The organism is Rhodococcus ruitaii (assembly GCF_055230935.1).
This window is the reverse complement of record NZ_JBUYWC010000008.1, coordinates 126,300-139,663: the sequence shown is the minus strand read 5'-3', so window position 1 is coordinate 139,663 and position 13,364 is coordinate 126,300. Positions and strand designations below refer to the sequence as shown.

Genomic DNA, 13,364 nt, shown 5'->3' with positions numbered 1-13,364 from the left:
CCGTTCGGTGGCCGCGACCGTCTGCAGGGTCGCGGCCACTGTCACACAGGAAGAGAGCACAGAAATGAAACTTGCGGTCATCGCCGGTGACGGCATCGGCGTCGAGGTCACCGCGGAGGCGCTGAAGGTCCTCGGCGCACTCGTTCCGGACCTCGAGACCACGGAGTACGACCTGGGTGCGCGCCGGTACAACGAGACCGGTGAACTGCTGCTCGAGTCCGACCTTGCGGCGATCCGTGAGCACGATGCGATCCTGCTCGGCGCGATCGGCGATCCGTCGGTCACCCCGGGTGTCCTCGAGCGCGGCCTGCTGCTGAAGATGCGTTTCGCGCTCGATCATCACGTCAATCTGCGTCCGTCGCGGCTGTACCCGGGGTCGGCGTCTCCGCTTGCGGCGAATCCCGATATCGACTTCGTCGTGGTGCGCGAGGGCACCGAAGGCCCGTACACGGGCAACGGCGGAGCGATCCGTGTCGGTACGCCGCACGAGATCGCGACCGAAGTGTCGATCAACACCTGGTTCGGCGCCGAGCGCGTCGTGCGGTACGCATTCGAGCTCGCCCAGACCCGCCGCAAGCACCTCACGCTGATCCACAAGACCAATGTGCTGTCCAACGCCGGTGCGATCTGGACTCGTGCGGTGGAGACGGTCGGCAAGGAGTTTCCCGAGGTCGAGACGGCGTACTGCCACATCGACGCGGCAACCATCTACCTGGTCCAAGACCCGTCGCGCTTCGACGTCGTCGTCACCGACAACCTGTTCGGCGACATCATCACCGACCTTGCCGGTGCCGTCACCGGCGGCATCGGGCTGGCGGCGAGCGGCAATATCGATGCGTCGGGAACGAATCCGTCGATGTTCGAGCCGGTCCACGGTTCCGCACCGGACATCGCAGGCAAGGGCATCGCCGATCCGACGGCCGCGATTCTGTCTGCCGCACTGTTGCTGCGCCACCTGGGGCGCGACGACGATGCAGTGCGTGTCGAGACCGCTGTCGTGGAGGATCTCGCGTCCCGCGGTGATTCGCCGATCGTGACCACCGAGATCGGCGACCGCATCACCGCCGCGCTCTAGCCGCCGGTGCGTGGTTCCGGTAGCGGGTGCTACCGGAACCACGCACGGGTCACTCCTTCTTCGGAACCACCGGCACGGCCGCTGCCGGGGCGAGTGCCGAGAGAGCGAATGCTGCGGGGAATCCGACCGCGGCGACGAGGGTGCCGAACACCGGACCCACGGCAGCGGCGAAGACGAACTGGCCGGTGTTCTGCACCCCGAGTGCGCGCCCACCCCAGTACGGTCCGGCGATCTCGGCGACCGCCGTGAATGCGAGGCCGTTGGGGCTCGACGAGGCGACCGATGCCACCAGCAATACGACAACGGCGACGGGGGAGTCCACGAGCGAAGTCGCCGCGAGTGCCACCATCGACACCGCGGTGATCACCGCAACGATCCGGAGCGGACCCAGCCGGCTGCCGACACGATCCGACCACGCTCCCGCGACGACCCGGCCCAACGCACCGAGAACCTGTGCCACAGTGATGACCAGCCCGGCGCCGGTCTCGTCCCAGCCGCGGTCGACGATCAGCCAGACCAATGCGTATGTCCACACGACGTATTGGGGGATCACCAGCAGAATCGACGCGACATGGATGCGGGTGAGTGCGGCAGAGGTCCGGTACGGGTTCGTCAGCGCGCCGGTGCGTGCTGCTTCGGCACGGTCGGGTCGGGGCGGGTCGACGATACCGATGGCGCACGCAACAGCGGCGATACCGCACACGATCGCGGGAAAGGCCAGTGCCCATGCGATCCCGTGATCGCGCGCTACCAGTGGAATGACGAGTGCAGACGCTGCGACGCCGAGCGGCACCGACATCTGACGGATGCCCATCGCGAGTCCGCGTTGATGCATCGGGAACCAGCCGACGACCACGCGTCCACTCGCCGCATTGGCGCTCACCGCGCCCGCGCCGGCGAAGATGAGCAGCACTCCGAGAACGGCCGGTGATGTGGCGAACGTCGCTGCGGTGACGGCTGCGGCAGTGATCGCCATGCCGGCGGACAATGCGAGACGTTCGCCGAAGCGATCGGCGAGGGCACCCCACAGGACGAGAGTGAACATGCCGCCGAACAACGGTGCGGCGGCGAGAGTCCCCGCCTGCGCGAGAGTGAACCCGGCGTCGTCGTGCCAGGTGGGGATGAGGAAAGCGGCACCGTTGACCACCGTTGCCTGTGCGGTCTGAGCGAAGACGCCCAGCGCCAGGATCAGCCATCGCCGGTTCCCGATGGTGAGCGTATTCATGCTATCTCACTATCTGAGAAACATATCCCGTAGTTTGAAACGTGAACGAACTCTATACCGATGGGGGCCGCGCGTCGATCGGAGGGGATGGCGCCCGATAGACTTCCCGCATGCGCCTTGGTCGAATCGCCAGTCCGGACGGTGTCGCTTTCGTCAGTATCGAAGGGGAGGGGGATTCCGCGATCGCGAAGGAGATCGCCGAGCACCCGTTCGGTACCCCGACTTTCACCGGCCGGAGCTGGCCGCTCGCGGATGTCCGGCTGCTCGCGCCGATCCTGGCGAGCAAGGTGATCGCCGTCGGACGCAACTACGCGGCTCACGCGGCGGAATCGGGCAACGAGGTGCCCGACGAACCGGTGATCTTCCTCAAACCGAATACATCCATCGTCGGCCCCGGCGCACCCATTGTGATTCCGCGGAACACCTCGCTGGTACACCACGAGGCCGAGCTCGCGGTCGTCATCGGGCGGCCGTGCAAGGACGTTACTGCGGCCAAGGCTCGGGAAGCGATCCTCGGGTACACGGTCGCCAACGACGTATCCGCCCGCGACCACCAGGCGAAGGACGGTCAATGGGCCCGCGCCAAGGGGCACGACACGTTCTGCCCGCTCGGCCCCTGGATCGAAACCGCGCTCGACCCCTCCGATCTCGAAATCTCCGCCGAGGTCAACGGGCAGCCCCGTCAACGCAGCCGGACTTCGATGATGGTGCACGACATCCCGGCACTCGTGGAATGGGTGTCGGCAGTGATGACCTTGCTGCCGGGGGATGTGATCCTCACCGGTACCCCGGAAGGTGTCGGGCCGATCGAAGCCGGCGACACTGTCTCGGTCACGGTCGAGAAGATCGGCACGCTCACCAACCCGGTGGTCGCGAAGGGGGCGTGAGCACTCGGTCCGCCGTTGCTCCGGCGGGCTCGGCGACTAGCCTGGGAGGGTCTTGATTTCCGTCCCTCGACCCGAGTGAGCCGATGACCACCAGCGAAGTTCGCGTCCGTTTCTGTCCGTCCCCCACCGGCACCCCGCATGTCGGCCTCGTGCGTACTGCCTTGTTCAACTGGGCGTTCGCACGGCACCACGGGGGCACGTTCGTCTTCCGTATCGAAGATACCGATGCCGCCCGAGACAGCGAGGAGTCCTACCAGGCCATCCTCGACGCATTGCGTTGGCTCGGTCTCGAATGGGACGAGGGACCGGAGGTGGGTGGCCCCTACGAGCCCTACCGGCAGTCGCAGCGACGGGATCTGCATCTCGACGTCGTTGCGAGGCTTCTCGAAGCAGGTGAGGCATACGAGTCGTTCTCGACACCGGAGGAGGTCGAGGACCGGCACAGGGCGGCGGGGCGCGACCCCAAGCTCGGATACGACAATTTCGACCGTGACCTGAGTGCAGAGCAGCGCCAGGGCTATCTCGATGAGGGTCGTAAGCCGGTCGTGCGACTCCGGATGCCGGCCGAAGATCTGACCTGGAACGACCTCGTCCGCGGTGAGACGACGTTCAAAGCGGGCACCGTACCCGACTTCGCGCTCACCCGAGGCAACGGCATCCCGTTGTACACGCTCGTCAACCCCGTCGACGACGCTCTGATGAAGATCACGCATGTGCTGCGTGGCGAGGATCTGCTCTCCTCGACACCACGTCAGCTGGCGTTGTACGCTGCCCTGCAGCGTATTGGTGTGGCCGAGTTCACCCCGGAGTTCGGGCATCTTCCGTTCGTGATGGGGCAGGGCAACAAGAAGCTGTCGAAGCGCGACCCGGAGTCGAATCTTTTTCTGCATCGGGACCGCGGGTTCGTACCCGAGGGCCTGCTCAACTACCTCGCGCTCCTCGGCTGGGGTCTTGCCGACGACCGCGACGTCTTCTCGCTCGGCGAGATGGTCGCGGCCTTCGACATCTCCAAGGTCAACTCGAATCCGGCCCGCTTCGACCAGAAGAAGGCCGACGCGATCAATGCCGAGCACATCCGGTTGCTCGAGCCGGCGGACTTCGCGGCACGTCTGAAGGCATTCCTCGTCGAACACGGGCACATCACCGCGGATGTCGACGACCAGCTCTTCACTGCCGCCGCGGACCTCGTCCAGACCCGCATCGTCGTCCTCGGCGACGCATGGGGGCTGCTGAAGTTCCTGTTCGTCGACGAGGCGGACTTCGAACTCGACGAGGCGTCGGCGGCGAAGAACCTCAAAGAGGACGCTGCAGCGGTACTCGACGCGACGATCGGAGCCGTCGAAGACCTCGATGCGTGGACCACCCCCGAACTCGAGGGCGCGCTCAAGGCGAAGCTGATCGACGATCTCGGCCTCAAGCCGAGGAAGGCGTTTGCGCCGGTCCGCGTCGCCGTCACCGGCTCGCATGTGAGCCCACCGCTCTACGAGTCGATGGAACTCCTCGGTCGCGAGCGGTCGCTCGCGCGTCTGCGGGCAGCGCGCGCGACGATCGCCTGATCGGACTGCGCCCTGATCGGACTGCGCCCTGATCGGACTGCGCCCTGATCGGACTGCGCCCTGATCGGACTGAAAGCGGGCCGCTCGCCGTCACGGCGGGCGACGTCCGTTCTTTCCGCTCTGCGGGGTCTGTGTCGGAGCCTGCGCGAATTTATGGGCTATGACCAGGCGATTTGTAGTTCTACACCCCGTTGGTGTTAATCTTCTTCTCGGTCCGGAACGGAGGCCGCAGCACTCGCAGTGCAGGCTGAAGGAACGAACCATTGGGGTATGGTGTAATTGGCAACACAGCTGATTCTGGTTCAGCCATTCTAGGTTCGAGTCCTGGTACCCCAGCTGCGATACGGTGATTTGCTATCGTATCTCTGCCGGTTTAGGCTGGCTGAGCTTCCCGCGGGAAGCGCACACAGAAGAAGATCCTGGCCCCGTCGTCTAGCGGCCTAGGACGCCGCCCTCTCACGGCGGTAGCGTGGGTTCGAATCCCATCGGGGCTACCATGGATCTCCTCCGACCTTCGGTCGGAGGGGTGCTTCTTCTGCAGGGTTCGATCATCGGAAACGGCGGATCGAGTCCGGGTGAGTTCCTGGCCCCGTCGTCTAGCGGCCTAGGACGCCGCCCTCTCACGGCGGTAGCGTGGGTTCGAATCCCATCGGGGCTACAACGAGGAAGACCCTCCGGAAATCCGGAGGGTCTTCCTCGTTTCTGGTGGTCAACCACTCTTGCGCCGGAATTGGCGGTGGTGGTCTGCATTGGCGTGCGGACCGTGCGCTTTCGACGTGGCGTCGAGATGTGCGGTGCCGCCGCTCGTGCTCTGTTTCTTACGTTCGAGTGCCGCGAGGAACTCCTCCTTGAGGCGTTCTTTTGCTGGGTCGGTCATCTTCCTACCTCCCTCCTGATGGCGAATGTAGCGCGACAGGGGCGCGCGTGTCGCGTGAATTTTGCCGTCAACGATCGATACGAGGCAGATACGCGGCGGTCGTACCACCGAGCGGGACGGCGGGATAACCGAGTTTGCGGTGATCCCAGGACCGAATGCGTTGCGGCACCACCCGTACCGCCACCCTCTTGTGCATCATCTGTTCCACCGCGGGATGCATGTCCTCTGTGTAGGGGCCGGTATAGCGCTCCCACACATCGCGGCAGACGTCGAACAGGGTGTCGTGATCTTCGACGATTTCGGCGCGACCCTCGATCGAGACGCCGCGCAACTGATCGTATGTGTCGCCGGCTTCGACGAGTGCCGTGATGCGATCGTCGCGGCGAAGGTTCAGGACCTTCTGGGATTTCGCCTTCGTCTCGAACCAGATCTCGTCGGCCTGCACGGCGTACCACATCGCCACCAGATGCGGTGTACCCTGCGGTCCCAGTGACGCCAGTGTGGCAACGCGGCTCTGGTGGAGGAAGTCGCTGATTTCCGGTTCTGTCATCGCGATCTCGGCGCGGCGGTTCGTTCCCATGCGGAGAACTGTGGCACACCCTGTGAGGGGATGTCACCACGCGCGCCCGCGTGCCTCGTCGGCACGCGAATTACCTGGACTACAAACGCTTGTGCAGTGCGTCTGCGGCGGCGAGCAGGTCGGCGGCCCAGCGTGCGCCCGGTCTCCGGCCCATTCGGTCGATCGGGCCGGAGACCGAGATCGCTGCTACCACCGCGCCATTGCTGTCGCGCACGGGCGCTGCCACGGAGGCGACGCCGGGTTCGCGTTCGGCCGCGCTCTGCGCCCAACCGCGTCGGCGGACCTCGGAGAGTACGCGTTCCCCGAATGCGGCATCGGCGAGGATGGTGCGCTGGGTGGCCGTATCGGCCCATGCGAGCAGAACTTTGGCACCGGATCCGGCTGTCATGGGCAGTCGGGCGCCGACGAGAACGCTGTCGCGTAGGCCGGTCGGCGGTTCGAGTGCGGCGATGCAGACGCGTTGGGTGCCGTCCCGGCGGTAGAGTTGCACGCTTTCCCCGGTGATTTCGCGAAGCCGGGGGAGAACGAGGGAGGCCGCCTCGATGAGCGTATCGCCTGCGCCTGCTGACAGTTCGGCCAGACCGGGGCCCGGTCGCCATTGGCCGTCGCCGTCGCGCATGAGAAGACGATGGACCTCGAGTCCGACGGCGAGGCGGTGCGCTGTCGCGCGTGGTAGGCCGGTACGCGCACACAATTCGTTGAGGTTGCATGGTTGCTCTGCCACCGCGTGGAGGACCGTCACAGCTTTGTCCAGCACGCCGATCCCGCTATGCTGTCTCATAGGTCGATACCTCCGTCTCGCATAGTGGGAAGCATAGCGCATCCGATTCGGGACGGAAGCGGCACCAGGCGCGACTCGGACAGCCCCGAAATCCGGGTTCGCGTACGGCACGTACGACAGGTGGAGAGAATGGCTGGAAAGACTCTGGCAGAGAAGGTGTGGGACGAGCACGTGGTCGTGCGCGGTGAGGGCGACGGTTCGGCCCGTCGGCCCGATCTGATCTACATCGATCTGCATCTCGTGCACGAGGTCACCAGTCCGCAGGCATTCGACGGTCTGCGGCTGGCCGGGAGAGGCGTGCGTCGCCTCGACTTGACGATTGCGACCGAGGATCACAATGTCCCGACGATCGACATCGACAAACCGATCGCTGATCCGGTGTCGCGTACACAGGTCGAGACGCTGCGCCGCAACTGTGAAGACTTCGGTGTGCGGTTGCATCCGATGGGCGACCTCGAACAGGGCATCGTGCACGTGGTCGGGCCGCAGCTCGGGCTGACCCAACCCGGTATGACGGTGGTCTGCGGCGACAGTCACACCGCCACCCACGGCGCGTTCGGATCTATCGCAATGGGCATCGGCACCAGCGAAGTCGAGCACGTCCTGGCGACGCAGACCTTGTCGCTGCGTCCGTTCAAGACGATGGCGATCAACGTCGACGGCGAACTGCCGCCGGGTGTCACGAGCAAAGACTTGATTCTCGCGATCATCGCGCAGATCGGTACCGGCGGCGGACAGGGCTACGTGCTCGAGTACCGGGGCGAGGCGATCCGCACGCTCTCGATGGAATCTCGGATGACGATCTGCAACATGTCGATCGAGGCGGGTGCACGCGCGGGAATGATCGCACCTGACGAGATCACCTACGAGTTCCTGAAGGGACGCCCCCACGCACCGCAGGGCGCTGACTGGGACGCCGCTGTAGCCGCGTGGGAGCAACTGAAGACCGATGAGGACGCAGTTTTCGACGCCGAGGTCCACATCGATGCCGGTGCACTGACTCCGTTCGTCACGTGGGGAACCAATCCGGGCCAGGGGCTCCCGCTCGGCGCGTCCGTGCCGATCCCGGACGAGATCGCCGACGAGACGGAGCGCGTCGCAGCCGAAAAGGCCGTGCGCTACATGGACCTCGAGCCGGGTATGCCCTTGCGTGAGATCAGGGTCGACACCGTCTTCGTCGGATCCTGCACCAACGGCCGCATCGAGGACATGCGGGCGGTCGCCGACGTTCTGAAGGGCCGCAAGATAGCCGAGGGTGTTCGGATGCTCGTCGTTCCCGGATCGATGCGTGTTCGTGCTCAGGCCGAGTCCGAAGGTCTCGGCGAGATCTTTGTTGCTGCGGGCGCGGAATGGCGTCAGGCGGGGTGCTCGATGTGCCTCGGGATGAACCCCGATCAGCTTGCGCCGGGCGAGCGTTCCGCTTCGACGTCGAATCGCAATTTCGAAGGCCGCCAGGGTAAGGGTGGGCGAACGCACCTCGTGTCCCCGGTTGTGGCAGCCGCCACCGCCGTTCGCGGCACACTGTCCGCCCCGGCGGATCTGGACTAGAGCACGGGACGAGGAGAGAATTCGATGGAAGCCTTCACCACGCACAAGGGCATCGGCGTCCCTCTACGCCGGTCCAATGTCGATACCGATCAGATCATTCCCGCGGTGTACCTGAAGCGGGTCACCCGCACAGGATTCGAGGACGGACTGTTCGCCGGATGGCGCACCGACCCGGCGTTCATTCTCAATACACCACCGTTCGAGCGCGGAAGCGTACTCGTTGCCGGTCCCGATTTCGGAACGGGATCCTCTCGAGAGCACGCCGTTTGGGCCCTGTCCGACTATGGCTTCCGGGTGGTGATCTCATCGCGATTCGCCGATATCTTCCGCGGCAACGCCGGAAAGGCCGGATTGCTCGCCGCTCAGGTCGGCCAGGACGATGTCGAACTGCTGTGGAAACTCATCGAGCAGCAGCCGGGTCTCGAACTCGAGGTGAGTTTGGAAAGCTGCACTGTGACCGCCGGAACAACCGTGGTGCCGTTCACCATTGACGACTACACGCGGTGGCGTCTGATGGAGGGCCTCGACGACATCGGGCTGACATTACGCCAGGTAGAAGCGATTTCCGAGTACGAAAAGACAAGGCCTTCTTGGAAACCGCACACCCTCCCGGCGCCCTGACACAGACCCTCCGACACCGCCCGACAGGCCCGAGCCGACACGGTCGCCGGCTCGGGCCTGCCCGTGTATTTGCATGAGAATTGGCGTGGCACATAGACTCTTGACCGTTTGCGGGGCTACCGTGGACTCGAGTCGGTCTGACGGTGGACCGTGATATGCGGAGGAAATCAATGAACAAGGCAGAATTGATCGACGTTCTGACCGAGAAGCTCGGTTCGGACAGGCGCACCGCGACGGACGCTGTCGAGCACATCGTCGACGCGATCGTTCGTGCGGTGCATGCCGGTAACAGCGTCACCATCACCGGTTTCGGTGTGTTCGAGCAGCGTCGTCGCGCGGCTCGTGTTGCTCGCAACCCGCGTACGGGTGAGACCGTCAAGGTCAAGCCGACGTCGGTTCCTGCGTTCCGTCCGGGTGCTCAGTTCAAGGCGGTCATCGCCGGCACACAGAAGCTCCCGGCGAGTGGCCCCGCAGTCAAGCGTGGTGCCGCTGCGGCAGTGAAGAAGTCTGCTGCCGCCAAGAAGGCTGCGAAGAAGGCCGCGGCCAAGAAGACCACCGCGGCCAAGAAGGCTCCGGCCAAGACCACCGCGGCCAAGAAGACCACCGCGGCCAAGACCACGGCGGCCAAGAAGGCTCCGGCCAAGACCACGGCGGCAGCCAAGAAGACCACCGCGGCGGCCAAGAAGACCACCGCGGCGGCCAAGAAGACCACCGCGGCCAAGAAGGCTCCGGCCAAGACCACGACGGCAGCCAAGAAGACCACCGCGGCGGCCAAGAAGACCACCGCGGCCAAGAAGACCACCGCGGCCAAGAAGACCACCGCGGCCAAGAAGGCTCCGGCCAAGAAGACCACGGCTCGCAAGACCGCGGCCAAGAAGTAGGCCCGGTTCGCGACCCGATCGGCCGTGCACTTCGGCCAAGCACTTCGGCGGCTACCGGAATTCCGGTCGCCGCCGAAGGTGTATCCGATGGAGGTGCGGAACGGGTGCCTGAGCACCCGAAACCCTGTCGTGCTCAGGAGTGGTCGTCGGAGGCCAGCGGCGAGTCCAGATAGTCGGCCGCGACCAGCCGCCCGCCCGAGAACGACAGGACCCACGTGCTCGCTTTACGAGTGCGGCCGACAGGGAGGTCGAAACCCGACTGGTCCGACCACCACTGGAGGAGATTCGGAATCACTCCCCCCTGGCTGCACAGGACGGGAACAGACCCGTTCTCGATGACATCCGCGATCCGTTTGTGGGCCAGCGCAGGATCCGCTGTGTAGTCTTCTTCCGACAGTGACGGTTCCAGAGCGATATCGACGTCGAGAAGATCGGCGAGCGGTTCGATCGTCTCGATGCAGCGTGCGCGGTCGGCTGAAAAGAGGGCGTCGGCTCCGAACGCCGACAGTTGCGGCACCAGCGCCGCAGCCTGTCTCACCCCCTTCTCCTCGAGTGGGCGCGCCCGGTCGTCACCATCGTAGTTCTTACGACTCCCCGCCTTCGCATGGCGCACCACGAGCACCGTCCGCGTATCGGCCGGCAACTCCAGGAACCGGCGCAACACCATGTGGTCGATCGAATACGACAGTTCTTCGAAGGCAGCGTCGGGCGAAACCCACCGAAGAGCGTCCACTTCGTCGTTCGCCACGAACTCGCCGGACACACACCGCGCCGACCAGTAATCCACCTGCTTGCGCCGGCGCGCCCCACTTCCCGTCGCTTCGCTCGCCCCGGCCCCACTTCCCGTCGCTTCGCTCGCCCCGGTCGCCGGCATGGGATAGCTGACTCTTCCGAGACTACGCCCCAGGACAGCCCGGAATCCGGTTTCCTCCGCGGTTTCCCGGAGCGCCGCAATGATTGCCGTTTCCCCGGGATCGAGCTTCCCCTTCGGGAGAGTCCAATCGTCGTACCTCGGCCGGTGGACCAAGGCAATGTCGAGGCCACCTTCACGCGGCCTCCAGAGCACCGTCCCCGCCGCGAAGATGTCGTCGGGTGACGATTGATCCGGTGTCGTGGTCACCTGTCCTCCGTTCATGAGGCGCGAATCCGCATGAGCTCGACCTGATGATCGCGTGCGGCGGTACCCGGCGCAGGGCTCGCGGACCAGGCGCCATCGGATTCCAAGGTCCAGCATCGGGTTGCGGGGTCCAGCGCGGAGTCGAAGATCTGGCCCAGCTGCACGCACAGCTGGGGATCCTTCACCTGGACCATCACTTCGACGCGGCGATCGAGATTGCGATGCATCATGTCGGCGCTGCCGATCCAGAATTCGTTACTGCCACGGAAATGGAGGATGCGGGAGTGCTCGAGGAATCGTCCCAGAATCGATCGCACCGTGATGTTCTCGCTCAGCCCCGGCACACCCGGCTCGAGCGCACAAATGCCGCGAACGACGATCTCCACGGAGACACCGGCACGGGACGCACGGTACAAGGCGTCGATGACCTGTTCGTCGACGAGCGCATTGGCCTTGAGGCGGATCCCGGTGGGCTTACCCGTCGCATGATGCTCGATCTCGCGCTCGATGCGTTCGATGATGCCCTTGCGTACTCCGTGCGGGGCCACAAGGAGATTGCGGTACTGCGCCTTTCGGGAGTAACCGGTGAGAGTATTGAACAGATCGGTCAGGTCGGAGCCGATCTCGGGTGAGCACGTGAGCAGACCCACATCCTCGTACAGTCGGGCCGTCTTCGGATTGTAGTTTCCGGTACCGATGTGGCAGTAGCGCCGGATCGTCGATCCCTCACGGCGAACCACGAGCGAGGTCTTGCAGTGGGTCTTGAGCCCCACGAGTCCGTACACCACGTGAACGCCGGCCTGTTCGAGCTTGCGAGCCCACTGGATGTTCGCCTGCTCGTCGAACCTCGCCTTGATCTCGACGAGCGCGACCACCTGCTTGCCCGCCTCTGCGGCGGCGATGAGCGCATTGACGATGGGGGAGTCGCCGGAGGTGCGATACAACGTCTGCTTGATCGCCAGCACCTGGCCGTCTGCCGCCGCCTGCTCGATGAAACGCTGCACGCTCGTCGAGAACGATTCGTACGGATGATGAACGAGCACGTCGCCCTCCCGCAGCGTGGAGAACACGCTCTTCGGGGTCTCGCGTTCGCCGAATGCCGGGTGCGTGGCAGGAACGAACGGAGCATCCTTGAGGTCCGGGCGGTCCACAGCGTGCACTTGCCAGAGACTGGACAGATCGAGCAGACCGGGCAGTTGCACCACATCGGACGGATCGACATCGAGTTCACGCAACAGCAATTCGAGCATGTGCTCGGTCATGTCATCGGAGACCTCGAGACGCACAGGAGACCCGAAGCGGCGGCGTGCCAGCTCACGTTCGAGTGCCTGTAGCAGGTCTTCGTCGCGGTCCTCCTCGACGTCGAAATCCGCATTGCGGGTGACCCGGAACGCGTGATGCTCGACGACCTCCATTCCCGGGAACAGAACGTCCAGGTGCGCAGCGATCAGCTCTTCGAGAGGAAGGAACGCCGGAATCTCGTGTGACGCGTCGACCTGGTCGACCCGGACATACCGGTCGACGTTGTCGGGAACCTTCACGCGTGCGAAATGTTCGCCCGCCGAATTCAGATCCTTCACGGTGACAGCCAGATTGAGGCTCAACCCACTGATGTACGGGAACGGATGGGCGGGATCCACGGCGAGCGGAGTGAGCACGGGGAAGATCTGCTCGGCGAAATATCGGGTCAACCGCGTCTTCTGGGGCTCATCCAGATCGGACCAGCGAATGATCGAGATACCTTCAGCGGCAAGAGCCGGAAGCACCGACTCGAGAAAGGCCTGGGCCTGTCGGCCGGCGAGTTCCTGTGTGCTCGACGCTATGAGTGCGAGTTGGGCTCTCGGTGACAGGCCGTCGGCAGACCGCACCGACAGTCCTGTTTCCGCGCGGCGTTTGAGGCCGGCGACGCGGACCATGTAGAACTCGTCGAGATTGGATGCGAAGATCGCCAGGAACTTCGCTCGCTCGAGAAGCGGGATCGACTTGTCCTCGGCGAGCGCGAGCACACGCGCGTTGAAATCGAGCCAGCTCAGTTCCCGGTTGAGATACCGATCGGCCGGGAGCGCATCCGCCCCCGGGACACGATGCTCGGCTGCGGCCGGCGGGGCAGCGGGCGTAGTGGTGCCTCGCACCGATCGGGAGAGGGCGCGGGCGGGGACTGCATCTTCGGTTCCGACATTCGAGTCGGTGGTATCGCCGGGGGTCACCACCTCATT

12 protein-coding genes and 3 tRNA genes are annotated in these 13,364 nt (G+C 64.8%); 9 read left to right on the top strand and 6 right to left on the bottom strand.

The features are described from left to right. Positions 1-64 precede the first annotated feature (64 nt). Positions 65-1,075 (top strand): 3-isopropylmalate dehydrogenase, encoded by a 1,011-nt coding sequence (locus tag ACZI8W_RS12075; RefSeq protein WP_463368734.1) that lies wholly within the window; start codon positions 65-67, stop codon positions 1,073-1,075. A 49-nt stretch (positions 1,076-1,124) separates the two neighbouring features. Here the strand turns inward: ACZI8W_RS12075 and ACZI8W_RS12070 are convergent, their stop codons facing one another. Further along, positions 1,125-2,300, bottom strand: coding sequence for an MFS transporter (locus ACZI8W_RS12070; protein WP_463368733.1), 1,176 nt, complete (start codon positions 2,298-2,300; stop codon positions 1,125-1,127). Between the two features lie 110 nt (positions 2,301-2,410). Between ACZI8W_RS12070 and ACZI8W_RS12065 the strand changes: the two genes are divergently transcribed. The 5 genes from ACZI8W_RS12065 (at position 2,411) to ACZI8W_RS12045 (ending at position 5,401) form a co-directional block, all read left to right on the top strand. Beyond that, positions 2,411-3,187 (top strand): fumarylacetoacetate hydrolase family protein, encoded by a 777-nt coding sequence (locus ACZI8W_RS12065; protein ID WP_463368732.1) that lies wholly within the window; start codon positions 2,411-2,413, stop codon positions 3,185-3,187. Between the two features lie 83 nt (positions 3,188-3,270). Next, complete coding sequence (gene gltX, locus ACZI8W_RS12060) at positions 3,271-4,743, top strand: glutamate--tRNA ligase (RefSeq protein ID WP_463368731.1); 1,473 nt, start codon at positions 3,271-3,273, stop codon at positions 4,741-4,743. Positions 4,744-5,007: 264 nt separating this feature from the next. Then, a tRNA-Gln gene (locus ACZI8W_RS12055) sits at positions 5,008-5,079 on the top strand. A gap of 85 nt (positions 5,080-5,164) precedes the next feature. Further along, positions 5,165-5,240, top strand: a tRNA-Glu gene (locus ACZI8W_RS12050). 88 nt (positions 5,241-5,328) lie between these two features. After that, positions 5,329-5,401, top strand: a tRNA-Glu gene (locus ACZI8W_RS12045). 51 nt (positions 5,402-5,452) lie between these two features. Here the strand turns inward: ACZI8W_RS12045 and ACZI8W_RS12040 are convergent. The 3 genes from ACZI8W_RS12040 to ACZI8W_RS12030 all read right to left on the bottom strand — a co-directional run bounded on the left by ACZI8W_RS12040 (position 5,453) and on the right by ACZI8W_RS12030 (position 6,981). Next, positions 5,453-5,620, bottom strand: coding sequence for a DUF5302 domain-containing protein (locus tag ACZI8W_RS12040; protein WP_463368730.1), 168 nt, complete (start codon positions 5,618-5,620; stop codon positions 5,453-5,455). A 67-nt stretch (positions 5,621-5,687) separates the two neighbouring features. Further along, positions 5,688-6,200 (bottom strand): pyridoxamine 5'-phosphate oxidase family protein, encoded by a 513-nt coding sequence (locus ACZI8W_RS12035; protein ID WP_463368729.1) that lies wholly within the window; start codon positions 6,198-6,200, stop codon positions 5,688-5,690. Between the two features lie 79 nt (positions 6,201-6,279). Next, positions 6,280-6,981 (bottom strand): IclR family transcriptional regulator, encoded by a 702-nt coding sequence (locus tag ACZI8W_RS12030; RefSeq protein ID WP_463368728.1) that lies wholly within the window; start codon positions 6,979-6,981, stop codon positions 6,280-6,282. Positions 6,982-7,110: 129 nt separating this feature from the next. On the opposite strand from ACZI8W_RS12030, the gene leuC reads away from it, so the two are divergent. The 3 genes from leuC to ACZI8W_RS12015 all read left to right on the top strand — a co-directional run bounded on the left by leuC (position 7,111) and on the right by ACZI8W_RS12015 (position 10,031). Further along, positions 7,111-8,529 (top strand): 3-isopropylmalate dehydratase large subunit, encoded by a 1,419-nt coding sequence (leuC, locus tag ACZI8W_RS12025; RefSeq protein WP_463368727.1) that lies wholly within the window; start codon positions 7,111-7,113, stop codon positions 8,527-8,529. 24 nt (positions 8,530-8,553) lie between these two features. Next, on the top strand, positions 8,554-9,150 hold the full coding sequence (gene leuD / locus ACZI8W_RS12020; protein WP_463368726.1) for a 3-isopropylmalate dehydratase small subunit: 597 nt from the start codon (positions 8,554-8,556) through the stop codon (positions 9,148-9,150). A 170-nt stretch (positions 9,151-9,320) separates the two neighbouring features. Next, entirely contained in the window at positions 9,321-10,031 is a 711-nt protein-coding gene (locus ACZI8W_RS12015) for an HU family DNA-binding protein (RefSeq protein ID WP_463368725.1), read from the top strand. A 133-nt stretch (positions 10,032-10,164) separates the two neighbouring features. On the opposite strand, the gene ACZI8W_RS12010 is transcribed toward ACZI8W_RS12015, so the two are convergent. Together ACZI8W_RS12010 and ACZI8W_RS12005 are read right to left on the bottom strand one after the other, a co-directional pair. After that, positions 10,165-11,151 carry an NUDIX hydrolase gene (locus tag ACZI8W_RS12010; RefSeq protein ID WP_463368724.1) on the bottom strand — a complete coding sequence of 329 codons (987 nt, stop codon included), beginning with the start codon at positions 11,149-11,151 and terminating at the stop codon, positions 10,165-10,167. An 11-nt stretch (positions 11,152-11,162) separates the two neighbouring features. Further along, the gene (locus ACZI8W_RS12005; RefSeq protein WP_463368723.1) at positions 11,163-13,355 is read right to left on the bottom strand and encodes an RNA degradosome polyphosphate kinase; all 2,193 of its coding nucleotides are present in this window, start codon (positions 13,353-13,355) and stop codon (positions 11,163-11,165) included. Positions 13,356-13,364 lie beyond the last annotated feature (9 nt).

Excerpts from the sequence above, each read along its gene's own strand:
- ACZI8W_RS12075 (WP_463368734.1), top strand. The coding sequence starts at position 65 with ATGAAACTTGCGGTCATCGCCGGTGACGGCATCGGCGTCGAGGTCACC.
- ACZI8W_RS12070 (WP_463368733.1), bottom strand. The coding sequence starts at position 2,300 with ATGAATACGCTCACCATCGGGAACCGGCGATGGCTGATCCTGGCGCTG.
- ACZI8W_RS12065 (WP_463368732.1), top strand. The coding sequence starts at position 2,411 with ATGCGCCTTGGTCGAATCGCCAGTCCGGACGGTGTCGCTTTCGTCAGT.
- gltX (WP_463368731.1), top strand. The coding sequence starts at position 3,271 with ATGACCACCAGCGAAGTTCGCGTCCGTTTCTGTCCGTCCCCCACCGGC.
- ACZI8W_RS12040 (WP_463368730.1), bottom strand. The coding sequence starts at position 5,620 with ATGACCGACCCAGCAAAAGAACGCCTCAAGGAGGAGTTCCTCGCGGCA.
- ACZI8W_RS12035 (WP_463368729.1), bottom strand. The coding sequence starts at position 6,200 with ATGGGAACGAACCGCCGCGCCGAGATCGCGATGACAGAACCGGAAATC.
- ACZI8W_RS12030 (WP_463368728.1), bottom strand. The coding sequence starts at position 6,981 with ATGAGACAGCATAGCGGGATCGGCGTGCTGGACAAAGCTGTGACGGTC.
- leuC (WP_463368727.1), top strand. The coding sequence starts at position 7,111 with ATGGCTGGAAAGACTCTGGCAGAGAAGGTGTGGGACGAGCACGTGGTC.
- leuD (WP_463368726.1), top strand. The coding sequence starts at position 8,554 with ATGGAAGCCTTCACCACGCACAAGGGCATCGGCGTCCCTCTACGCCGG.
- ACZI8W_RS12015 (WP_463368725.1), top strand. The coding sequence starts at position 9,321 with ATGAACAAGGCAGAATTGATCGACGTTCTGACCGAGAAGCTCGGTTCG.